Consider the following 21,035-nt stretch of genomic DNA (forward strand, 5'->3'; position numbering starts at 1 on the left):
AAGCGTGCCGATCAAAGCGCTGCTGCTGCGCACTTTCCTGCCTGCGGTCGTCGTCGTGGCGGTTCTGCTGGCGGTGTTCGTCTACAACTGGCTCTACGCTTCGATCCTCGAGGGCTTCGAGCGCAAGCTGGTGACGACGAGCGCGCTTGCCGGCGCGATGGTCGATCCGGCAGATCACGATGCCCTCATCGCAGTGGCCTTCGAGGGCGGAGACGCGCAGGCAGCCGAGGCCAGCACTGCCTATCGCCGCAATGTCGAGCCCATGCAGCGTATCCGCAAGGAACTGGACCTGACCTACCTCTATACCCAGGTGAACGGCGGCCCGGCGGACATCCTCTATATTCTCGATGCCTCGACGGGGGAGGATCATTCTCCGCTCGGTTCCAGCGACGACTTGCCCGACGAGACGGCCGAAGGTCTCAGGCGGGTCGAGGATACCGGATCGATCTATGTTTCTCCGATCGAGTACCAGGAACAGTGGGGCCTGCTGAAGACGGGGGCAGCCCCGGTCAGAGGCGCGGGCGGGCGCATCGCGGCGTCGGCCGGGGCGGACGTCAATGTCTCGGTCATACAGGTCGCCACTCAGAATGCGCTGTTCATGAGCGCGATGATCGGTGTTGGCTCGGTGCTTGCCTGCCTGCTCGTCTCACTGGCGCTCGTGCGGCGTATTGCCGGGCCCATCGAGGCGCTTACAGAAGAGACCCTGCAGGTTGCGGCGGGTCGCGGGCACAGTGCGGCGCAAGGGTCTGCGCCGCGTGAAGTCACCGTCCTGCGCAAAGCCCTGCTTGAACGTGCGGCGGAGATTTCCTGCGAGTTGCAGGCGCGCAGGGAGCGCAGCGTGCAGGAAGACGCTCGCGCCCATGCAGGGTTGCTGGCAAGCGGATCCGGCATCGGACCGGGCCAGCCGGTGATCCTGCTGTCCGGTGCTCGCCGCGTGATTGCCTGGACGCCCGGCGATCCCGCCGATGCGCGCACGGTTCTTGCCCAGCGCGCCATGGCGCGCCTCGCACAAGCGATGGCCGAGAATCCGGCGCTCTGCGCGGACTGGGCCATGCTCGCTGACTGCGATCAGGGCGCTTGCCTGGTGGTTGACGGCACAGCTGGCTGGGTTGAATGGATTGGAACGCCCCAGGCCGGGCTTCGCGTTGCAGGCCGGCACGCCGATCCCGGCCGCTTCGATCCGAAGGAGCGCGTCTCGTTCGTCTCGCTGACGGGCGGCGAGTTCGTCGTATGGCCGGGAGAAGCACGATGATCGCGGCGCAGGTCGTTGCCGAGGCCCTGGCACTTGCAGCCTGTCCGCCGTTCGACCGGCTGACCGAAACCGAGCTGCTGCTTGTCGCCAGCCATGCCCGCCGCTTCGAATATGAACCGGGTGAGACGGTCCTTGCAGGTGGAGCGGTGGCGCAGCGGCTGGTCACGGTGGTCGGCGGCTCGGTTGTCGTTGAGGGCAGGCAGGCGCCCGCGGTATTCGATGCGCCGTCCGCGCTGTTCGGTCTGCCGACGCGGGCTGACTACATCGCGGGAGGAAGGGGGGCGCAAGTCTTGTGCCTGGCAAGGCCGCACCTTTTCACCATCGCGCGCGAGTGTCCCGATTTCGTGGTGGGCCTCGCCGCGATCCGGGCCGGGGCTGACGCATGACGATCCGCTCGATAATCCTGCTGCTGGCCGTGCCGCTGTTTCTTGCGCTGGCGCTCGTCAACGGGGCGCTGCTCTATTCGCAGGAGCGCACGGAACTGGAGCATGCACTTCGCGAACAGGCCCTGGCGACGGCTGTTACGGTTGCAGAATTTACACGCGAAATGACCGATCCGGGCAAGACCCTTGCCCAGCCCAACCGCCGCGAGGCGCTTGAGGCTGCCCTTGCGCATGTCGAGGGACTGGGCGCCCTCTATCTCGTCGAGGCGGACCGACCGGCTCTTGCGCTCAAGTCGGGGGGGCAGGAATGGGATCTCACGGCGCTGGCCCGGCCGAGCCGGCCTTCCGTTCGGACGATGGTGCAGGACGGCGCGGAAGGCTGGGTGATCGGGCTTGCACCGGCAGGGGAGGGTCGTTTCGTCGCAGCGCGCTTCAGCCGCGCTCCGATGGCAGAGCACTTGCGCCTCATTCGCCGGGACGTGGTGCTGATCGCTCTGGGGCTGATTGCCCTGGCGAGCGCGCTTGCCATTTTCGTTGCCCGCCGCCTGACCCGCGAACTGGACCTGAGCAGACGCGCGCTGTCGGGACATGTTCCGGACGGCAAAGTGAGATGGCGTATCCGCGAGGCGCAGGATCTTGCCGGGGCGGTGAGGCTCATGGATGCCAGCGGCGAAGCTGCCGAACTTCGGGCAACGCTCGTCGAGGTCCGCAAGGGCCGCACACGAAGCCTCGCAAACGCCTTGGAGAATGCGCGCGCGGTGGAATTCGCACCCTGCGCCTGCCGCACCGCGGACGCCGTCATTGCGATGCGCGCCTCCGGCGCCATTCCGGCGGGAAGTTTCTTCGCCTTTGCCGACATGGAGCAGGGCGGCGCCGTCGTGCTGGGGCGCTGCGAGGATGCGGACCCTGTCGATGCACTGGCAGCGGCCTGCCATGTCCGGCGATTGATCGAGGCATCCGCTTCGCAGGCTGAACTCGGCCGCGCGCTGGACCTTGCGGGCCAACTTTATGCTCTTTCGGATCTGGTCGTGCACGAATGGCGTGCGCCATTGGCCAAAGGGGCCTTGCAGCTGGTGACGCTTGCGCAAGCCGATGAAGCGGAGCGTGCGCGGGTTTACCTCAAGGCCGCGCGCGGTATCGGGCCCGATGAATGGCTGGCCAGTCTCGATGCGCTCCTGAAGCCGACTGGCATCTTCGCCGTGATCGGCCCTCCGTGCTCAACCGACTGCGGCGAGAGCGGAAACGAGGTCAGGTTCGATCGCAAAGATAGCGGTGAAGCCGCTGATATCGAACACTTCACGCACTGACGGAGCGAGACCGCAAAGCGCGAGCCTGTTGCCCGATGCCTTGGCCACTTTCGCGCCCTTTAGCAGGATGCGCAGGCCCGCGGAACTGACGTAGCTGACCTGCGACAGGTCGATCACGGTGGCCGGATTGCCCTCGATCCGCGAAGGCAGACGGGTTTCGAGCAGCGGCGCGGTATTGCTGTCGAGCCGACCGGCAAGGGTCATCACCAGGGCCGGACCCTTGATTTCTTCGCTGATTTCCATCGCCCTGTCTCCGCCCGTCTTCTCATCGTGTCCACGCACCTTATTGGAGAAGTTGTGAAATTTTTCCACTCGATTAAGCTGGCCGGGGCCGCAATCGCGTGGCGCCGGTACGGGGATCGAGTGGCATGGATTGCGATTACGAACGCACTCTCGCCAACGGAAGGGCAGGGTTCCCCTCGTTCCTCGAGGATATCGAAGCCTATCTGGAAAGCGCCGACCTGCCGCTCGATGTTCTGACCAAGGTCATGATCGTGTTCGACGAACTGGTCAGCAACATCCTCGAACACGGCAAGGAGCAGGATATGCCGCGCATAACCGCCTGCCTCAGGGTGGGGAACGGGGAAGTCGCGGTCGACCTTATCGATGATGGCAGGCCATTCGACCCCTTGTCGCTTGAGACGCCCGATACTTCGCTTTCCGTGGAGGAGCGCGAGATCGGCGGCCTTGGCATCCACATCGTGCGCCGGATCATGGACCGCGTGGAATATGCGCGCGAAGGCGAATGCAACAGGCTACGTTTCGCTAAGAAATTGCCCCTAGGGTAACAGCCTCGAAGATCAGCAAAATTCAGCAGGCGTCAGGGGAAACGGCCTTGTTCATCCAGCCGCGGGGACATTCCAGTGCGAGTGAAGCCGGCGAAGATCGTCTTGTCGTCTGCGATTGCGAGACGCTGGGCCTGTGCGTGCGTGCGCTTGCCCCCTTTGCCGCGGGCGAGGTGCTCGACAGGTTCAACGGCGAAGTCAGCGCCGACCTGCTGCAGCACAGCCTGCAGGTCTCGCCGGGGATGCATGTCCATGACACGCGATTCGTCGGCTACCTGTCCCACGGTTGCGAGCCCAATTGCCGGCTGGACATGGAGCGCTTCGAACTTGTCGCCCTTAGCGATATCGATGCTGGCGAAGTCCTGACCATCGACTATGCCGCGACGGAGGATGTTCTCTATCGGCAATTCGCATGCCATTGTGCCGCGCAGCGCTGCCGCGCGTGGATCACCGGGCGCGCCGAGAGTGCGAACGAGGAGGGCAGGCGAATTCTGGACGGGCAGGCCAAGCCGCTGAAGTCGTGACCGTGCCGCAGCAGGGCTCATCGGCCGGGACTGCGCCGTGGTGGGAGCGCCCAGACCTGCATTATCGCGGCGGGCGCCTGCACTTCGCGGGACATGATGTCGCCGCACTGGCCGGTGAGGGCGAGAGCGGGGGCGAGGAAGGGGGGGCGCTGTTTCTCTATTCGCTCGACCGCGTCGAAGCCAATCTCGATAGGGTGGTCGCTGCCCTTGGCGATATCGGCTGCGCCTTCACGGTCTATTACGCCATGAAGGCCAACCGCTTTGCGCCCCTGCTTGAGCGGCTCGCACAAAGCGGCAAATGCGGGGTCGACATCTGCTCTCCGGGTGAACTGGATCATGCCCTGGCCTGCGGTTTTGCGCCCGGTCAGATCAGTTTCACCGGCACTGGCGTCACGCCGCGCGATCTGGAACGACTACTGTCCCATCCCGAGATCACGATCAATTGCGACACCATGGGCATGATCCGACGCATCGGTGAGCGCACGCCGGGCCGCGAGATCGGCATTCGCGTGAATCCCGGGCGCGGCACCGGCTACGGCGATGCCGAGAAGCTGACTTATGCCGGGGGAAGAACGACCAAGTTCGGCATCTACCGCGAGCAGTGGGGCGAGGCGCTTGCCCTCGCGAAAAGCCATGGGCTGGCGATCACCTCGCTGCATTTTCATGTCGGCTGCGGATACCTGACCGATCAGCTGGAGAGCTGGGATCTGGCCGTCGCGGAGGCCTCTCGCTTCCTCGACGAAGTGCCGCAGGTGCGCACGGTCAACGTCGGTGGCGGGCTGGGGCTGCCCCATCGCTGCGGGGACAGGCCGCTCGATCTGGCGCAATGGGCCGCGATCCTGCGCCGCCATTTTGCCGGACGCGGCCTGCGCATCGCCGTTGAGCCGGGGGACTACATTGCCAAGGATGCCGGGATGCTCGTGCTTCCCGTGACCGACGTCGAAATCAAGCGCGACACCCGGTTCGTCTTCGTCGGCGGGGGCTTCAATCTCCACCCGGAACCTGCTTTCTACGACCTGCCGTGCGAGCCGGTTCCCTGCCTGCTGCGCGGCGATGGATCGGCGCCGGGCGAGCGGGTGACGATTGCCGGCAATATCAACGAAGCGCTTGATATCTGGGCTGCCGACACGCTCCTTCCGCCCGTTGAGGAGGGGGACTTCATCGCCTTCCTCAATGCCGGGGGATACGGCTCGGCGATGAGTTCCAACCACTGCATGCGCGGCGCCTTTACCGAACGCGCCCTGTAGGCTGCGCGCCGCGCCTGGGCCGCGCGATTGCCGCAAACTTGCGATGGGCACTGCGAAATCGGGGTGTTATCAGCACCTTCGAATCGGTTCTTGCCGATTCCCATTGATCGCGCCGGTGCCTCGTAAAAGGGGCTTAATCGGGAATGCGGTGCGGGGAAGGGATTGCCTTTCCCAAGTCCGCGGCTGTCCCTGCAACTGTAAGCGGATAGCGCGATGCACAGGGCTTTTCATGCGCCATGGGCGCCTGGGAAGCAGCCACTGGGCCGAATGCGGCATGCCGCGAAGGGCCTGGGAAGGCGTGCATCAAGCTGTGACCCGCGAGCCAGGAGACCTGCCGGCGTCTGGTCGCTCTTGCCCTGGTCCAGGGGATGGCCGCGGCACGGTGAACTCCGTCTGAGCGACGAACCTGCGGTCGGGGCCGCAGCGGAGCGGCGTGTCGACCGGCCCTGGCGTCCGGTTGCCTGCGCCTTCCGGCCGTTCGCCAGAGCGGTTCGTCCCGGCCTTGTCGCAAGACGCCGGAGGACGATTTCGCATCATGGCTCAATTGCCGCATTCTGTTCGACCCAACCTGCGCCGCCGGATAGGCTGGCTTTTCGGCCCGCTCGTGGCCGCCAATATCGCCGCCTGGATCTGGGCTTTCTCGCTGTTCCACGATCAGCCGCTCATGCTCGGCACGGCCCTGCTGGCATGGGGCCTGGGGCTGCGCCATGCCGTGGACGCGGACCATATCGCGGCCATCGACAACGTGACCCGCAAGCTGATGCAGGACGGTCAGCGCCCGATCGCAGTCGGCTTCTGGTTCGCCATCGGACATTCCGGCATCGTCACCATCGCGGCCATAGCCATTGCCCTGACGACGAGCGCACTGACGCAGTTCGAAAGTCTCAAGCAGGTCGGCGGTCTCGTCGCGACCTCGATCTCGGCGATCTTCCTGTTCTCGATTGCCGCCATGAACCTGATCATCCTGCGCAACGTGTGGAAGACCTTCGCCCATGTCCGTGCCGGGGGCGCCTATGTGGAGGAAGACCTCGACATGCTGCTGGGCAATCGCGGGCTGATGGCGCGCCTTTTCCGGCCGATGTTCCGCCTCATCACCCGCAGCTGGCACATGGCTCCGCTGGGCTTCCTGTTCGGGCTGGGTTTCGACACCGCGACCGAAGTGGCCATCCTGGGCCTTTCGGCGGGGCAGGCGGCGGACGGGCTCTCCATCGGCACGATCCTCGTCCTGCCGGTGCTTTTCGCCGTGGGCATGGCGCTGATCGATACCGCCGACGGCGTCGTCATGCTCGGCGCCTATGAGTGGGCTTTCGTCAAGCCGATCCGCAAGCTCTACTACAACATCACCATCACCCTGATTTCGGCGCTTGTCGCCATCGTCATCGGCGGGATCGAAACGGTCGCCCTGATCGGCGATAAGCTGGGCCTCACCGGCGGCCTGTTCGATATTGCCGGCGAACTGGGAGAGAACTTCAACAGCCTGGGGTTCGGCATCATCGGCCTTTTCGTGCTGTGCTGGCTCGCCAGCTTCGCGATCTACCGCTGGAAGCGCTTCGACGATATCGAAGTGCGCATCTCGGCATGAGAAGCGGTCCTTAGGCGATTGGCTTGGCGGTCGATCTGTTCTAGGGCCTCGCTTCGAAGCACGGATCGATTCTGTGCTTCGAATGATCGCGCCGGTGCCCCGAAAGGGGCTTAATCGGGAATGCGGTGCGGGAAGGTCTCTCCTTCCCAAAACCGCGGCTGTCCCTGCAACTGTGAGCGGATAGCGAGATGCACACGGTTCCCTTCCTCACGCGAAGGGCCGGCCACTGGATGAAGCCGCAAGGCGATCCGGGAAGGCGTGCATCAAGCAGTGACCCGCAAGCCAGGAGACCTGCCGGCGCACCGGTCGCTCTTGCCTTGATCCAGGGGATGGTCACGGCACGGTAATTCTTCCGTCTGAGCGACGAAGCTGTGCGGCTGGGGCTGCACGAACGCGCGGTAACGGGTGCCTTTTCGCGCCCGCCCGTCGCCGCGCGTCGGTCGGATTCGCTCCCGGCAAGCCCCGCCGTTGTCGCCATGGCGCGTGGGGAATTGCCGATGCCTGACCTGTCCAAGGTCCCTGTAACGATCATCACCGGTTTTCTGGGCGCGGGTAAGACCACGCTCATCAGCCATCTCATCCGCAATGCCGGCGGTCGCCGCCTGGCGGTCGTCGTCAATGAATTCGGCACGCTGGGCGTCGATGGAGATATCCTGAAGTCGTGCGCCATCCCCGACTGCCCGGCAGAGAACGTCGTCGAACTGGCCAATGGCTGCATCTGCTGCACCGTCGCCGACGACTTCATCCCCACTGTCGAGAAGCTGCTGGCGCTCGAACCCCGGCCCGATCACATCCTGATCGAAACTTCGGGTCTCGCGCTGCCCAAGCCGCTGCTCAAGGCTTTCGACTGGCCCGCGATCCGCAGCCGCATCACTGTCGACGGGGTGCTTGCCCTTGCCGACGCTGAGGCCGTGGCCGAGGGCCGGTTCGCACCCGATCTCGCCGCACTCGAGGCGCAGCGCGCGGCCGACCCGGAAATCGATCACGAGACGCCGCTGTCCGAAGTCTTCGAGGACCAGCTCGCCTGCGCCGACATGGTGCTGCTGACCAAGGCCGACCTTGCCGGCGCCGAGGGCCTTGCCCGCGCGCGTGAAGTCATCGCCGCCGAAGCCCCGCGCCCGGTCCCGGTCATCGAACTGAGCGAGGGCGTCGTCGATCCGCGTGTGATCCTTGGCCTTGGCGCTGCTGCCGAGGACGACATTGCCGCGCGTCCCTCGCACCACGATGGCGAGGACGATCACGAGCACGAGGATTTCGACAGCGCCGTCATCGAACTGGGCGAAATCGCCGATCCCGCTGCTCTCACCGCACGCATCGAAACACTGGCGAGCGATCACCGGGTGCTGCGGGTGAAGGGCTATGTCGCGGTAGCCGGCAAGCCGATGCGCATGCTGGTGCAGGCGGTCGGCGCGCGGGTACGCAGCCACTACGACCGCCCCTGGCGCCCCGGTGAAGCGCGCCTCACGTCGCTGGTCGCCATTGCCGAGCACGATCACCTCGATCCCGCTGCGATAAGGGCCGTGCTGCAGGGCTGAGGCCGCGATGCACGTCATCTTCCGCGAGACCCACGGGATCGAGGAAGCCTCCGTTCCGCAGGATCTGGGGCAGGCTCCGGCCGATCTCGTGGTGCTGTCGTTTTCGGACAGCGACCTCGGCGCTTTCGCTGCCGGGTGGCGCAGCGCGCGCGATGCGGGGGACAGTCCGCCCTCGCTGCGCCTCGCCAATCTTGCGGCACTGACGCATCCCTTGTCGGTCGACACCTATGTCGAGCGCACGCTGGCATGTGCGAAGGCGATCCTGGTACGGATCATCGGCGGGCTTCCCTACTGGACTTACGGCCTGCAGCAGGTGGAGGCGCTGGCGCGTTCGCGCGGGATCGCGCTGGCCGTGCTGCCCGCAGACGGGCGCGAGGACGAAAGGCTCGATGCCGTCTCGACCGTTCCGGTTTCCACGCTGCGCGAACTGACCCGCCTTTGCGATATCGGCGGCGCGGTTGCGGCGCGGGCAGCTCTTTCACGGCTCGCGCAAGCGGGCGGCCTGCTGGCGGACGGCAAGACGGGTTGCGAAGTCCGGGCTATTCAGGCGCTGCCGACTGCCGGGGCCTGGCTTCCAGGTGAAGACACGGCCTGTCCGGCGGCCTTTGCCCTGACAGCATCCCGCCCGCGCGTGCTTCTCACGTTCTATCGATCCTATCTCAGCTCCGCCGATCTCGATCCTTTCGAGGCACTCCACGCGGCCTTGCGCGCACGCGGTTTCGATGTGCTGGGCCTTTACGTGCCCTCGCTGAAGGCCCCTGAAGTTCGCGGCTGGGTGGATCGCTGGGTGCGGGCGCTGCAGCCCGCGGCGGTGATCAATGCGACCGCTTTTTCCGCGCGTGACGATGAAGGCGCGACGCCGCTCGACGGCGCCGGTGTCCCGGTGTTCCAGGTCGCGCTGGCGACGAGCGGGCGGCAAGCCTGGCAGGATGCCTCGCGCGGTCTGTCGCCGGCCGATCTCGCCATGCATGTCGTGCTTCCCGAAGTCGACGGCCGCATCTTTGCAGGCGTGGCCAGCTTCAAGGAAGCCGCCGCGCGCGACGATGCCCTTGAATTTTCGCGCAGTGCCCACCGCGCCGAGCCATCGCGTATCGAAGCGATTGCCGCGCGCGTCGCGGGGTGGATCGCGCTGGGCCGGAAACCCGCGGCAGAGCGGCGCCTTGCGATGGTTCTCTCGACCTATCCGGGCAAGGGCTACCAGATGGCCCACGCCGTCGGGCTGGATGCACTGGCCTCCGCCGATGCGATCCTCGCCGATCTGGCGCAGGCCGGTTACGCGGTCGAATGCGGCCATGACCTTGTGGCGGGCCTTGGCGAAGCAACCGCCAGTTGGCCGCTCGGCGCCTATCGCGCCGCTCTGGCCCGCTTGCCTGCAGCGCTGCAGGCCGATCTGGCCGAGGCCTGGGGAGACGCCGAAAGGGACCCCGCCGTTGCCGACGGCGCCTTTCATTTTCGCGTCGTGGAGCTTGGCCATGTCCTGGTCGCCCTGCAGCCCGAGCGCGGCTGGTCTGCCGAGCGTGACGAGGATTACCACGATGTCTCGCGTTGCCCGCGTCATGGCTATGTTGCCTTCTATCTCTGGCTGCACGAGCGCCGGGTCGATGCGCTCGTCCATCTCGGCGCGCACGGAACGCTTGAGTGGCTGCCGGGTAAATCGGTGGCGCTTGGCGATGCCTGTTGGCCCGAGGCGCTGACCGGCGCCCTGCCTGTCATCTATCCATTCATCGTCAACGATCCCGGCGAGGCGGCGCAGGCCAAGCGCCGGATCGGAGCCGTCACGCTGGGACACGCACCGCCGCCGCTGGCTCCCGCGCAGCAAGGCGCAGGACTGACGCGCCTCGAAGCGCTGCTGGACGAGTTTTCCAACGCCGACGGGCTCGATCCGGCGCGGCGTGACAGGCTGCAATCGGCCATCCGCGAGGAAGCGCAGGCGCTGGGGCTGGAGGCTGAACTCGGCCTCGACGGCGCGACCTCGCTGGTCGAGGCGATCACCCGCATCGACCGCTTCGTGTGCGACGTGAAGGAGAGCCAGTTCGGCGAGGGCCTGCATGTCTACGGCCGCGGCGAGCAGGGCGAGGCGGAGCGCAGCGGACTGCTGGCCGCACTGGCCGGACGGCGCGTGGCGGCGGGGCCATCCGGTTCGCCATGGCGCGGGCGCTCCGATGTCCTGCCGACCGGGCGTAACCTCTTCGCGGTCGATCCGCGCGCGGTGCCTTCGCGCACGGCCCATGCGCAAGGCGTGGTCCTCGCCGAGGAACTGGTCCGCCGGCACCTGCAGGACCATGGCGACTATCCGCGCGGTCTGGTGGTCGACCTGTGGGGCTCGGCGACGATGCGCACGGCGGGCGAGGAGTTCGCCATGGCCCTGCACCTGCTTGGCGCAAAGCCGGTGTGGGACAATGCGTCCGAACGCGTGACCGGAGTGGAAATCCTGCCGCTGGCCATGCTCGACCGGCCCCGCATTGACGTGACGCTGCGCGTCTCGGGTCTGTTCCGCGATGCGTTTCCGGTCCTTGCCTCCCTGTTCGGGATGGCGGTGCGCGCACTGAGCGAGAGGGACGAGACGCCGGAGTGGAATCCTTTCGCCGGCAGGGCCGCAGCCCCGCGCGTCTATGGCCCGCGTCCCGGGCGCTATGGTCTCGGTCTGCGCGATACGGCCGAGACTTATACCGACGAAGCGCGCCGGGCTGCCGGTGAAGCCTGGCTTGCGGCGTCCGACCATGCGCTCGACGGGCAGGACGAGGCGCCCGATCCTGCGGGTTTGCGTGAGCGCGTCGCCGGGGCTGACGCTTTCGTGCACCTGCAGGACCTGCCCGAGACCGACCTGCTGCTTGCGGCCGACTATGCCGCGCACGAGGCGGGATTTGCCGCAGCGCAATCGGTTACCGGCGGCAAGGCGGCGCTCTACCACCTCGACATTCGCGATCCCGCCCGGCCGCATGCCCGGACCTTGAGCGAGGAGATTGCGCGTGTCGTGCGGGCAAGGGCGGCCAATCCGCGCTGGGTTGCCGGGATGATGCGCCACGGCTTTCGCGGGGCTGCCGAACTGGCCGCGACGCTCGATCACCTTGGCGCCTTCGCGCATCTCGCCGCTTCGGTGCCGCCGCAGCTGTTCGATCTCTATCACGACGCGACGCTCGGCGAGCCGGAAGTGCGGGCGTTCATGGCGCGCGAAAATCCCGAAGCGCTCGCAGCCATGGAAGCCCGCTTCGGCGCGCTTCATGCCGCTGGCCTGTGGCGGACGCGGCGCAACTCGATCCTTGCCAGCCTGGGAGGCGGGCAATGAGCGGCTTCGCGATCAGGGGCTGGTGTCCCGATGCATGGCATCCGATGGCGGCGGGAGACGGCCTGCTGGTGCGGGTGCGCCCGCGCCTCGGGCGATTGAACCGCAAGCAGGTGCTGGGCCTGTGCGATGCCGCGCTGACCTTCGGCAATGGCCTGATCGACCTGACCCGCCGCGGCAACTTCCAGCTGCGCGGGGTGAGCGAGGCTGAGTGGCCTGCGCTTATTGTACGGCTCGTCGAACTGGAACTGGTCGAGGCCGATCCCGTCCACGAGAAGAAGCGCAATCTCCTTGTCGCGCCCATCTGGCAGGAAGCCGACGATACTGCGCGGATTGCCGCTGAACTCATCGCAAGGCTCGGTGAGTTGCCGGAGTTGCCGGGCAAGGTCGGCTTCGTGATCGACGCCGGGGCGGTCCCTGTCCTGCCGGGGGAGGCGGGTGATTTCCGGATCGAGCGTGCGGCCGGCGGCAGCCTGATCCTGCGCGCGCAGGGCCGGACCGCGGGCGCGGAAGTGACCGCTGGCGCGGAAGTCGACCGCCTGATCGCCATGGCGCGCTGGTTCGCTGAAAACGGCGGGCCTGAGGCCGGTCGCATGAGCCGGTTTACAGCTGAACTTCCCGAGTGGGCGCAAGGCTCGCTGCTGCCTGCGCGGGGGTCTTGCCCCTTGCAGCCCGGCCCGACATCCACAGGTGCGGCATGGGGCGTGCCTTTCGGACAGATCTCGGCACTGGCGCTGGCCCGCCTGATCTCGGACCCGGCGGCAACGGCGCTGCGCACCACTCCCTGGCGGCTGCTCATCGTCGAAGGCGCTGCCTTTGCGCCCGTGGAGGGGCTGGTGGACGATCCGGCCGATCCGCTCCTGCGCGTCGATGCCTGCCCGGGTGCGCCGTCGTGTCCGCAGGCAAGCGTCGAGACCCGCGCGCTGGCGCGCCGCATCGCTCCGCAGGTCACCGGACGCTTGCATGTCTCTGGCTGCGCGAAGCGCTGTGCGGCGACCGGGCGGGCCGATGTGACGCTGATCGGCCGCGAGGGGCGATACGATCTTTCGGGCGAGGGGCGCGAGCGCCTCGCTCTTGGCCGGGACGAGGTCCTGGCTCTTTTCGGAGCAGGCTGATGCCGCATGACTATGAAACCGATGGCGCAGCGATCTACCGCCAGTCCTTCGCCACGATCCGGGCCGAGGCCGAGCTGACGGCCTTTTCGCCCGAAGAAGAACCCGTTGCGGTACGCATGATCCATGCCGCGGGCATGGTGGAGCTTGCCCGGCACGTCCGCTTTTCGCCGGGCTTTGCGCAAGCCGCGCGAGAGGCGCTGGCAGGCGGTGCACCGATCCTGTGCGATGCGCACATGGTCTCCGAAGGCATTACCCGGGCCCGCCTGCCTGCGGACAATCCGGTGCTGTGCACGCTGCGCGCACCCGAAGTACCCGAACTGGCGAAGGCGATGGGCAATACGCGCTCCGCCGCGGCGCTGGAATTGTGGCGGCCGCATCTTGCGGGGGCGCTGGTCGCCATCGGCAATGCACCCACGGCGCTGTTCCATCTGCTCAACATGCTTGAGGACCCGGCGTGCCCGCGCCCGGCGGCGATCGTCGGCTGCCCGGTCGGTTTCGTCGGTGCGGTGGAATCGAAAGCGGCGCTCTGGGCTGCGCCGCCGGTGCCGTGCTGCATTGTCGAGGGCCGACTGGGCGGCAGTGCGATCACCGTGGCTGCCGTCAACGCGCTTGCGAGCCGCGCCGAATGACTGGGGGCGTGACCTGCGGCACCGTCCATGGGGTCGGCCTCGGTCCCGGCGCGGTGGATCTGCTCAGCGTGCGGGCCGACCGGCTGGTGCGCTCCGCCCGCCATGTCGCCTACTTCCGCAAGGCCGGCCGACCGGGACAGGCGCGCCGCATTGCCGATGAACTGCTCCGTCCCGACGTGATCGAGATTCCGCTGGAGTACCCGGTCACCACCGAGATCCCCTTCGACGATCCGCGCTACAAGGCCTGTCTTGCCGAGTTCTACGCGCAGAGTACCGAACGGCTTCTGGCGCTCGCCCGCGAAGGTGAGGACATCGTCGTCCTGTGCGAGGGCGATCCCTTCTTCTACGGCTCGTTCATGCACCTGCATTCGCGGCTGACCGGGCATGTTCCGGTTGAGGTCGTGCCAGGGATCACCGGCATGTCGGGGGCGTGGAATGCGACCGATGTGCCGATCACATGGGGCGATGACGTCCTGACCGTCTTGACCGCGACATTGCCCGAGGCCGATCTGGAGAGGCGCATCCGCGATACCGATGCGCTGGTGGTGATGAAGATCGGGCGCAACCTGGCCAAGCTGCGCCGTGCCGTCGCCGCGGCCGGGCGCGAGCAGGATGCGTGGCTGGTCGAGCATGCGGCGATGCCGGACCAGCGCGTGACCCGCCTTGCCGAGGCGGAGAACGTGACGCCCTATTTCTCGATCCTGCTGATCCACGGTCAGGGACGCCGCCCGTGAGCGGGGCGCCGGTATTGAACGGGGCGCAGGATCGGGGCCGGGTCTGCGTCGCCGGGCTGGGGCCGGGCGACGAGGCGCTGGTGACCGGCGAGGTCACGCAGGCGCTGTCCGAGGCAACCGATGTGATCGGCTATATTCCCTACGTTGCGCGGATTGCGCCGCGCGAGGGGCTGCGGCTGCATCCTTCGGACAACCGGGTGGAACTGGACCGCGCGCGCCATGCGCTCGACCTTGCCGCGCAGGGGCGTCGCGTCGTCGTGGTGTCTTCGGGCGATCCGGGCGTCTTCGCAATGGCCTCGGCCCTGTTCGAAGCGCTGGAGGCGGGGCCTTCTGCGTGGCTCGATATCGATATCCGCGTGCTGCCCGGGATTACCGCGATGCTTGCAGCAAGCGCCCGCGCCGGAGCGCCCTTGGGGCACGATTTCTGCGCGATCAACCTTTCGGACAATCTCAAGCCCTGGGACCTGATCGAGAAGCGCCTGCGCCTCGCCGCCGAAGCGGACTTCGCGATGGCGTTCTACAACCCGCGCTCCGCGTCGCGACCTGCAGGTTTCGCACGGGCCCTGGAGGTTCTGCGCGAGGCTTGCGGGCCCGAGCGGCCGATCCTCTTCGCCCGCGCCGTCACCACGCCCGACGAGGAATTGCGCATCGTGAGCTTGCGTGAAGCGCGGCCGGAGATGGCCGACATGCGCACCGTAGTAATCGTGGGGTCGAGCCGCACCCGCATCATCGCGCGCGAGGGCGGGCCGATTCTCTATACGCCGCGTTCAGCCGTGGAAGCTGCCGCGTGATCCAGCCAGTGCAGGACCTCAAGCGGATCGTGGACCTCGCGCCGTGCGGGAATGGCGGGGCGGTCGATCATCACCACCGGCAGGCCCAGTTCGCGCGCCGCCACGAGCTTGGCCTGCGCGCCGGTTCCTCCGGCATTCTTGCACACGACGAGTTCGATGGCGTGCTCGCGCATCAGCCCGATGTCGTCGTCGACAGTGAAGGGCCCGCGATCGACGACGAGGCTGCGGCGCGGCAATGGCGGCGGGCCCTCGGGCGCATCGACGAAGCGCAGCAGGTAGTGATGCTGCGGCTGCGCGGCGAACGCGCCGACATGCATGCGGCCCAGCGCCAGCATGACCCTGCGGGCAGGCCCGGCAAGCGAGGACACAGCGGCGGCAACGTCCGCCACGTGACGCCAGCGATCGCCTTCCTGCGGTTCCCATGCCGGACGGGTGAGGGCGATGAGCGGCGTTCCGGCAAGCTGCGCGGCGGTGACGGCATTGGCGCTCATGGTTGCCGCGAAGGGGTGCGTCGCATCGATGAGGTGGGTCACCCGGTTTTCCCGCATCCAGTCGGCAAGGCCCTCGGCACCTCCGAATCCGCCGACGCGTACCGGGACCGGCTGCTTACGGGGGCTGGTAGTCCGTCCCGCGTAGCTGAGCGTCGTGTCCACGCCGGCATCGGCGAGCAGGCGGGCCAGAGCGCTTGCCTCGGTAGTGCCGCCCAGCAGGAGAACTTTCGGCATGGCTGACACTTCCTCCTTCACTGGCCCCGGTCGGTGGCTGACGATCCTCGGCATCGGCGAGGATGGGGTGGAGGGGCTTTCGGCCGCCGCGCGCGATGCACTTGCGCAGGCCGAACTGGTGATCGGCGCCCCCCGGCACCTTTCGCTGCTGCCCGCGCTTAGTTGCCGCGCCGAGGAATGGCCAGTGCCCTTTGCGCTCGGCATCGAAGGGTTGCTGGCCCATCGCGGGAAGCGCGTGGTCATGCTCGCTTCGGGCGATCCGTTCTGGTTCGGCGGCGGAGCCTCAGTTACGCGGCATCTCGAAGCGGGCGAATGGATCGCACATCCCGTGCCCTCGACGTTCTCGCTGGCCGCTTCGCGCCTGGGATGGTCGCTGCAGGATACGGTGTGCCTGGGCCTTCATGCCGCGCCGCTACCGCGTCTGCGCCCGCATCTGGCCGCAGGCCGCAGGATGCTGGTCCTGCTGCGGGACGGGGATGCTGTGCGCGATCTGGCCGCCTATCTGGGCGAGCATGGCTTCGGTCCATCGGATCTCCATGTCCTCGAGGCGCTGGGCGGCCCGCGTGAGCGGGTGCGCCGCGTGCGGGCTGACGCAATTGCTTTCGGCGATGTCGCTCACCCCGTCGCGGTCGGCATTGCCTGCGCCGGGCAGGGGCGCGCCTTGCCTTGCGCCTCGGGACTGGCTGATGACCTGTTCGACCACGATGGCCAGATCACCAAGCGCCCGGTACGCGCCCTGACGCTTTCCGCGCTTGCCCCCGTGGCGGGTGAGACCTTGTGGGACATCGGCGCGGGATCGGGCTCGATTGCGGTCGAATGGTTGCTGCGTCATCCGGCGAACCGGGCGGTGGCCTTCGAAAGCGATCCGGTTCGGGCGGAGCGGGCCCGGGCCAATGCCCGTGCGCTCGGCGTCGACCGGCTCGAGGTGGTGACCGGCCGTGCCCCCGGCATTCTCGATCAGAGACGGGACGATGCGCCCGATGCCGTCTTCATCGGCGGGGGGCTGTCGCAAGCGCTGCTGGAAAGCCTGGTGACCATGCTTCCTGGCGGAACCCGGCTCGTCGCCAATGCCGTAACGCTGGACTCGGAAGCGCTGCTGGCCCAGTGGCAGGCGGATAAGGGCGGCGATCTCCTGAGGATCGAACTGGCCCACGCCGCGCCGCTCGGCAGTCGCCGGGGCTGGCGAGCAAGCTTTCCCGTCGTGCAGTGGAGCGTCGTCCTGTGATTGTCGCCGGTTTCGGTTTCCGGCAGGGCGCGACCCTACAGTCGCTGGAGGACGCGCTGGCGCTGGCGCAGCAGTTCTCGCCGCGCGTGACCCTGCTCGCCACAGCGGCGGACAAGGCGGCAAGCCCGGAATTGGCTCGCCTGGCCGCGGTCCTGGGTCTTCCGCTGACCGGCGTCTCGGCGCAGGTGCTTGCCCGCATCGTCACGCCCACCCAGTCGGATGCAAGCCTTGCCAGCCACGCAACCGGGAGCGTGTCCGAAGCCAGCGCCCTGGCCGCCGCCGGCCCTGGCGCGCAGCTGATCGCGGCGCGCCACATTTCCCCCGACCGCATGGCGACATGCGCCATTGCCCAAGGATCGTTCCCATGACCGTACACTTCATCGGCGCCGGCCCCGGCGCGCCCGACCTCCTGACCTTGCGCGGGCGCGATCTGATCGCGGCCTCGCCGGTCTGCCTCTATGCCGGGTCGCTGGTGCCTGCCGCAGTGCTCGATCACTGTCCTCCCGGCGCGCGCATCGTCAACACCGCGCCGCTCGATCTCGACGCGATCATGGAAGAGATCGCCGCGGCCCACGCTGCCGGTCACGATGTGGCGCGGCTCCATTCGGGCGACCTTTCGGTATGGTCGGCAATGGGTGAGCAGCTCAGGAGGCTGCGGGCCTTGGACATTCCCTTCACCGTGACGCCGGGCGTGCCCGCTTTCGCGGCAACCGCAGCAGCGCTGGAAACCGAGCTGACCTTGCCGGGCCTTTCGCAGTCGTTGGTCCTTACCCGAACTTCGGGCCGGGCGAGTGCGATGCCGGAAGGGGAGAGCCTGATCAATTTCGCAGATACCGGCGCGACGCTGGCGATTCACCTCTCGATTCATAACCTGGCCCGGGTCGTGGCCGACCTGACACCGGCCTATGGACCCGACTGCCCGGTCGCGGTCGTCTGGCGCGCAAGCTGGCCCGACCAGCGGATCGTGCGCGGCACGCTGGAAACCATCGAGGCAGAAGTCGCTGGCAGCATGGAGCGCACCGCGCTGATCGTCGTCGGGCGAGTGCTGGCGGGGGAGGGCTTCGATGAAAGCTGCCTCTATTCCCCCGGCTATGACCGCCGCTTCCGGCCGCAGGATGCATCCTCGCGCTTTGCCGGAGGCATCGCATGAGCACGCCCGGACTGCTCGTCGCCGCGCCCGCCTCGGGAACCGGAAAGACCACTGTCATGCTCGGCCTGCTGCGCGCATTGAGCGAGGGCGGCGACGCGGTCCAGCCGTTCAAGAGCGGGCCGGACTATATCGATCCCGCGTTTCATCGGGCGGCCTGCGGGAATGCCTCGTTCAATCTCGACAGCTGGGCGATGGACACAGGCTTGCTGGATGCCGTCGCGGCGATGGCAGCCGAGGCGGACATCTGCGTCGCCGAGGGCTCCATGGGCTTCTATGACGGCGTCGCCACGCGAGGGGCGGCCGGCAACGGCGCCAGCGCGGACATCGCCCGGCGCATGGGCTGGCCGGTGATCCTGGTCCTCGATGTGTCCGGCCATGCCCAGTCCGCCGCGGCGACGGCGCTGGGGTTTCGCCGTTTCGATGCGCGCATCCCCTTCGCCGGGGTGATCCTCAACCGTGTGGCAAGCCCGCGCCATGAACGCCTTGTCCGCCGGGGGATGGAGGCCATTGGAATGCCGGTGCTGGGCGCATTGCCTCGGCGCGGCGACCTGACCTTGCCGGAACGCCACCTCGGGCTGGTGCAGGCTGCAGAGCAACCCGAGCTCGACCGCAAGATCGCCGATTATGCCGCCTTCCTGCGCGAACATGCCGACCTTCCGGCGATCCGCAAGGCGGCGAGGGCGCTCGAGCGCGGAGAGGGATCGGGCCTGCCGCAGCCTCCTGCGCAGCGCATCGCCTTGGCCCAGGACGAGGCCTTCTCCTTCATCTACCCGCACATGCTGGAAGGCTGGCGGCGGGCAGGCGCGCAGATCATGCCATTCTCTCCCCTGGCGGACGAGGCACCCGACAAAAGCGCGGACTTCGTCTGGCTGCCGGGCGGCTACCCCGAGCTTCACGCCGGCCGGATCGCCTCGGCGTCGCGCTTCCTTGCCGGTCTGCGCCGCCATGCCGAGACCCGTCCGGTCCATGGCGAATGCGGCGGCTACATGGTGCTGGGCGAGGCACTCGTCGACAAGGAAGGCGCGCGCCACCCGATGGCCGGCCTGCTTGGCCTCGTGACCAGCTACGCGCAGCGCAGGATGCACCTGGGCTATCGCAGTGCGCAGTTGCTGGGACCCGTGGCTAACCTGACGGCGGGGACCCGTCTGCGCGGTCATGAGTTCCATTACTCGACGATCCTCGAGCAGCCCGACGAGCCGCTGGCCGCAGTTACCGATGCCGACGGTAGCGTCGTGCCCGAAACCGGGTCGCGGCGCGGCCGGGTGACCGGCACGTTCTTCCACCAGATCGCTCCCTACGCATGATCGCGCTCAGCCTCATCGGGATCGGCACCGGCAATCCCGATCACCTGACCATGCAGGCGCGGCGGGCCATGAACGAGGCCGACCTGATTCTGCTGCCGCGCAAGGGTGAGGCGAAGGCGGACCTGCTCGACTTGCGCCGGGGCATCTGCGCGCAAGTGCTGGAGCGGCCCGTCCGCGTCGTCGAATTCGACCTTCCGGTTCGGGCTACGCACGGCGATTATCTTGAAGCGGTCAACGACTGGCACGATGCCATCGCCCGGACTTGGGCCCGGGAAATCGCCCGAAACCTGCCGCAAGGCGGGCGTCTGGCGCTGCTCGTCTGGGGCGATCCCTCGCTGTACGACAGCACCTTGCGCATCGCCGCGCGCCTGCAGGATGACGGCATGGATCTGAAGATCGAAGTGGTCCCCGGCATCACCAGTATCCAGGCCTTGACCGCCGCCCACGCGATTGCGCTCAATCGCCTTGCCGAACCTCTCGTCGTGACCACCGGCAGGCAGTTGCGCGAAAAGGGCTGGCCGCAGGGGACCAATGTTGTCGTCGTCATGCTCGACCGCGGATGCGCCTTTGAAACGCTGGAGCCTGAAGGAATAGAGATATGGTGGGGTGCTTATCTCGGCATGGAGCACGAGGCCCTGATCCACGGCTCCTTGCCAGTGGTTGCCGATCGCATTGTCGAGGCGCGTAAGGCATTGAGGGAGCGCCACGGCTGGATTATGGATACATACCTGATGCACCGGACCTTCAACGACAAGACCGGGGCAGGGAGAGCATCTTGACGCAGGCGCCTCCCAGCTTCGATGCAGCGTTTGCCGCGCAGCTTGAGCAATTGCTGCACTGGCGGCGCGATGTGCGGCATTTCGACACGCGCGCCATTCCCCGCGGCGATATCGAGCATCTGCTCCGCTGCGCCAGCCTGGCCCCGTCGGTGGGCAATTCCCAGCCATGGCGCTTTGTGCGGGTGCGCAGTCCCGGTTTGCGGGAACGACTGGCCCGACACGTCGACGAGCAGAGCGCACTGGCTGCCGAACGCTACAACGATGCGAAGCAGCGCGATCACTACAAGTCGCTCAAGCTGCACGGTTTGCGCGAAGCGCCCGAAGTCATGGCCGTGTTCTGCGATGGCAAGCCGGTCGCGGGGAAGGGGCTGGGCATTGCGACGATGCCGGAGATGCTCGACTACTCGGTGGTCATGGCGATCCATACCATGTGGCTGGCCGCCCGGGTGCGCGGGATCGGCATGGGTTGGGTCTCGATCGTCGACCCCCGGTTCGTCAGCGAGCTGCTCGACGTTGCGGATACCTGGCGACTCATCGCGATCCTGTGCATCGGTTACCCTTGCGAGGCGGCCGCGACGCCCGAGCTGGAAGAACGTGGCTGGCAGGCCCGCGAAGCCTGGAAAGAGCGCACTTGCGAGAAGTGAAGGGCATATCGGTCGGCACCGACACTCAATTTCAACCGACA

21 protein-coding genes and 2 riboswitches are annotated in these 21,035 nt (G+C 67.3%); of the genes, 19 read left to right on the top strand and 2 right to left on the bottom strand.

Translation table 11 applies throughout. From position 1 onward, the window contains the following. Positions 1–4: 4 nt before the first annotated feature. The 3 genes from PP1Y_RS16035 to PP1Y_RS16045 are packed head-to-tail and all read left to right on the top strand — an operon-like array spanning position 5 to position 2,942. On the top strand, positions 5–1,252 hold the full coding sequence (locus PP1Y_RS16035; RefSeq protein WP_148274992.1) for a histidine kinase: 1,248 nt from the start codon (positions 5–7) through the stop codon (positions 1,250–1,252). Beyond that, the gene (locus tag PP1Y_RS16040; RefSeq protein ID WP_013833167.1) at positions 1,249–1,638 is read left to right on the top strand and encodes a hypothetical protein; all 390 of its coding nucleotides are present in this window, start codon (positions 1,249–1,251) and stop codon (positions 1,636–1,638) included. The genes PP1Y_RS16035 and PP1Y_RS16040 overlap by 4 nt, the downstream gene beginning before the upstream one ends. Then, positions 1,635–2,942, top strand: a complete 1,308-nt coding sequence (locus PP1Y_RS16045) for a hypothetical protein (RefSeq protein ID WP_041558917.1) — start codon at positions 1,635–1,637, stop codon at positions 2,940–2,942. The genes PP1Y_RS16040 and PP1Y_RS16045 overlap by 4 nt, the downstream gene beginning before the upstream one ends. Here PP1Y_RS16045 and PP1Y_RS25400 read toward each other — a convergent pair. After that, entirely contained in the window at positions 2,853–3,185 is a 333-nt protein-coding gene (locus PP1Y_RS25400; protein WP_013833168.1) for an STAS domain-containing protein, read from the bottom strand. The two genes, PP1Y_RS16045 and PP1Y_RS25400, sit on opposite strands and share 90 nt — an antisense overlap. Positions 3,186–3,310: 125 nt before the next feature. On the opposite strand from PP1Y_RS25400, the gene PP1Y_RS16050 reads away from it, so the two are divergent. The 10 genes from PP1Y_RS16050 to cobJ all read left to right on the top strand — a co-directional run bounded on the left by PP1Y_RS16050 (position 3,311) and on the right by cobJ (position 15,167). Continuing rightward, complete coding sequence (locus PP1Y_RS16050) at positions 3,311–3,730, top strand: ATP-binding protein (RefSeq protein WP_013833169.1); 420 nt, start codon at positions 3,311–3,313, stop codon at positions 3,728–3,730. Positions 3,731–3,777: 47 nt separating this feature from the next. Next, a complete protein-coding gene (locus PP1Y_RS16055) occupies positions 3,778–4,251 on the top strand; it encodes an SET domain-containing protein-lysine N-methyltransferase (protein ID WP_041558918.1) in 474 nt (157 codons plus the stop codon). Next, complete coding sequence (locus tag PP1Y_RS16060) at positions 4,248–5,498, top strand: diaminopimelate decarboxylase (RefSeq protein ID WP_041558919.1); 1,251 nt, start codon at positions 4,248–4,250, stop codon at positions 5,496–5,498. Before PP1Y_RS16055 ends, PP1Y_RS16060 begins: the two co-directional genes overlap by 4 nt. Before the next feature lie 96 nt (positions 5,499–5,594). Then, a riboswitch (cobalamin riboswitch) is annotated at positions 5,595–5,852 on the top strand. Between the two features lie 181 nt (positions 5,853–6,033). Next, the gene (locus tag PP1Y_RS16065) at positions 6,034–7,080 is read left to right on the top strand and encodes a HoxN/HupN/NixA family nickel/cobalt transporter (protein ID WP_013833171.1); all 1,047 of its coding nucleotides are present in this window, start codon (positions 6,034–6,036) and stop codon (positions 7,078–7,080) included. A gap of 75 nt (positions 7,081–7,155) precedes the next feature. After that, a riboswitch (cobalamin riboswitch) is annotated at positions 7,156–7,394 on the top strand. A gap of 183 nt (positions 7,395–7,577) precedes the next feature. Beyond that, complete coding sequence (gene cobW, locus PP1Y_RS16070; protein WP_041559354.1) at positions 7,578–8,615, top strand: cobalamin biosynthesis protein CobW; 1,038 nt, start codon at positions 7,578–7,580, stop codon at positions 8,613–8,615. A 7-nt stretch (positions 8,616–8,622) separates the two neighbouring features. Further along, entirely contained in the window at positions 8,623–11,901 is a 3,279-nt protein-coding gene (gene cobN, locus PP1Y_RS16075; protein WP_013833173.1) for a cobaltochelatase subunit CobN, read from the top strand. Continuing rightward, positions 11,898–13,013: a precorrin-3B synthase gene (locus PP1Y_RS16080; protein ID WP_013833174.1), complete on the top strand. Its 1,116-nt coding sequence runs from the start codon at positions 11,898–11,900 to the stop codon at positions 13,011–13,013. Before cobN ends, PP1Y_RS16080 begins: the two co-directional genes overlap by 4 nt. Beyond that, on the top strand, positions 13,013–13,642 hold the full coding sequence (locus PP1Y_RS16085; RefSeq protein ID WP_013833175.1) for a precorrin-8X methylmutase: 630 nt from the start codon (positions 13,013–13,015) through the stop codon (positions 13,640–13,642). Before PP1Y_RS16080 ends, PP1Y_RS16085 begins: the two co-directional genes overlap by 1 nt. Next, the gene (gene cobI / locus PP1Y_RS16090) at positions 13,639–14,376 is read left to right on the top strand and encodes a precorrin-2 C(20)-methyltransferase (RefSeq protein ID WP_013833176.1); all 738 of its coding nucleotides are present in this window, start codon (positions 13,639–13,641) and stop codon (positions 14,374–14,376) included. Before PP1Y_RS16085 ends, cobI begins: the two co-directional genes overlap by 4 nt. Beyond that, positions 14,373–15,167, top strand: a complete 795-nt coding sequence (gene cobJ / locus PP1Y_RS16095) for a precorrin-3B C(17)-methyltransferase (protein WP_013833177.1) — start codon at positions 14,373–14,375, stop codon at positions 15,165–15,167. The genes cobI and cobJ overlap by 4 nt, the downstream gene beginning before the upstream one ends. On the opposite strand, the gene PP1Y_RS16100 is transcribed toward cobJ, so the two are convergent. Beyond that, positions 15,131–15,892, bottom strand: coding sequence for a cobalt-precorrin-6A reductase (locus PP1Y_RS16100; protein ID WP_013833178.1), 762 nt, complete (start codon positions 15,890–15,892; stop codon positions 15,131–15,133). The two genes, cobJ and PP1Y_RS16100, sit on opposite strands and share 37 nt — an antisense overlap. Between PP1Y_RS16100 and PP1Y_RS16105 the strand changes: the two genes are divergently transcribed. The 6 genes from PP1Y_RS16105 to bluB are packed head-to-tail and all read left to right on the top strand — an operon-like array spanning position 15,891 to position 20,994. Next, the gene (locus PP1Y_RS16105) at positions 15,891–17,117 is read left to right on the top strand and encodes a bifunctional cobalt-precorrin-7 (C(5))-methyltransferase/cobalt-precorrin-6B (C(15))-methyltransferase (protein WP_013833179.1); all 1,227 of its coding nucleotides are present in this window, start codon (positions 15,891–15,893) and stop codon (positions 17,115–17,117) included. The genes PP1Y_RS16100 and PP1Y_RS16105 overlap by 2 nt on opposite strands. Next, positions 17,114–17,485, top strand: coding sequence for a cobalamin biosynthesis protein (locus tag PP1Y_RS16110; protein ID WP_041558921.1), 372 nt, complete (start codon positions 17,114–17,116; stop codon positions 17,483–17,485). Before PP1Y_RS16105 ends, PP1Y_RS16110 begins: the two co-directional genes overlap by 4 nt. Further along, positions 17,482–18,267: a precorrin-4 C(11)-methyltransferase gene (gene cobM, locus PP1Y_RS16115; protein ID WP_013833180.1), complete on the top strand. Its 786-nt coding sequence runs from the start codon at positions 17,482–17,484 to the stop codon at positions 18,265–18,267. The genes PP1Y_RS16110 and cobM overlap by 4 nt, the downstream gene beginning before the upstream one ends. Further along, on the top strand, positions 18,264–19,571 hold the full coding sequence (locus tag PP1Y_RS16120) for a cobyrinate a,c-diamide synthase (protein ID WP_013833181.1): 1,308 nt from the start codon (positions 18,264–18,266) through the stop codon (positions 19,569–19,571). The genes cobM and PP1Y_RS16120 overlap by 4 nt, the downstream gene beginning before the upstream one ends. Further along, positions 19,568–20,350, top strand: coding sequence for a precorrin-6A synthase (deacetylating) (gene cobF / locus PP1Y_RS16125; RefSeq protein ID WP_013833182.1), 783 nt, complete (start codon positions 19,568–19,570; stop codon positions 20,348–20,350). Before PP1Y_RS16120 ends, cobF begins: the two co-directional genes overlap by 4 nt. Beyond that, on the top strand, positions 20,347–20,994 hold the full coding sequence (gene bluB, locus PP1Y_RS16130; RefSeq protein ID WP_041558922.1) for a 5,6-dimethylbenzimidazole synthase: 648 nt from the start codon (positions 20,347–20,349) through the stop codon (positions 20,992–20,994). The genes cobF and bluB overlap by 4 nt, the downstream gene beginning before the upstream one ends. Positions 20,995–21,035: the final 41 nt, after the last annotated feature.

This window comes from Novosphingobium sp. PP1Y (assembly GCF_000253255.1).
GTDB lineage: Bacteria > Pseudomonadota > Alphaproteobacteria > Sphingomonadales > Sphingomonadaceae > Novosphingobium.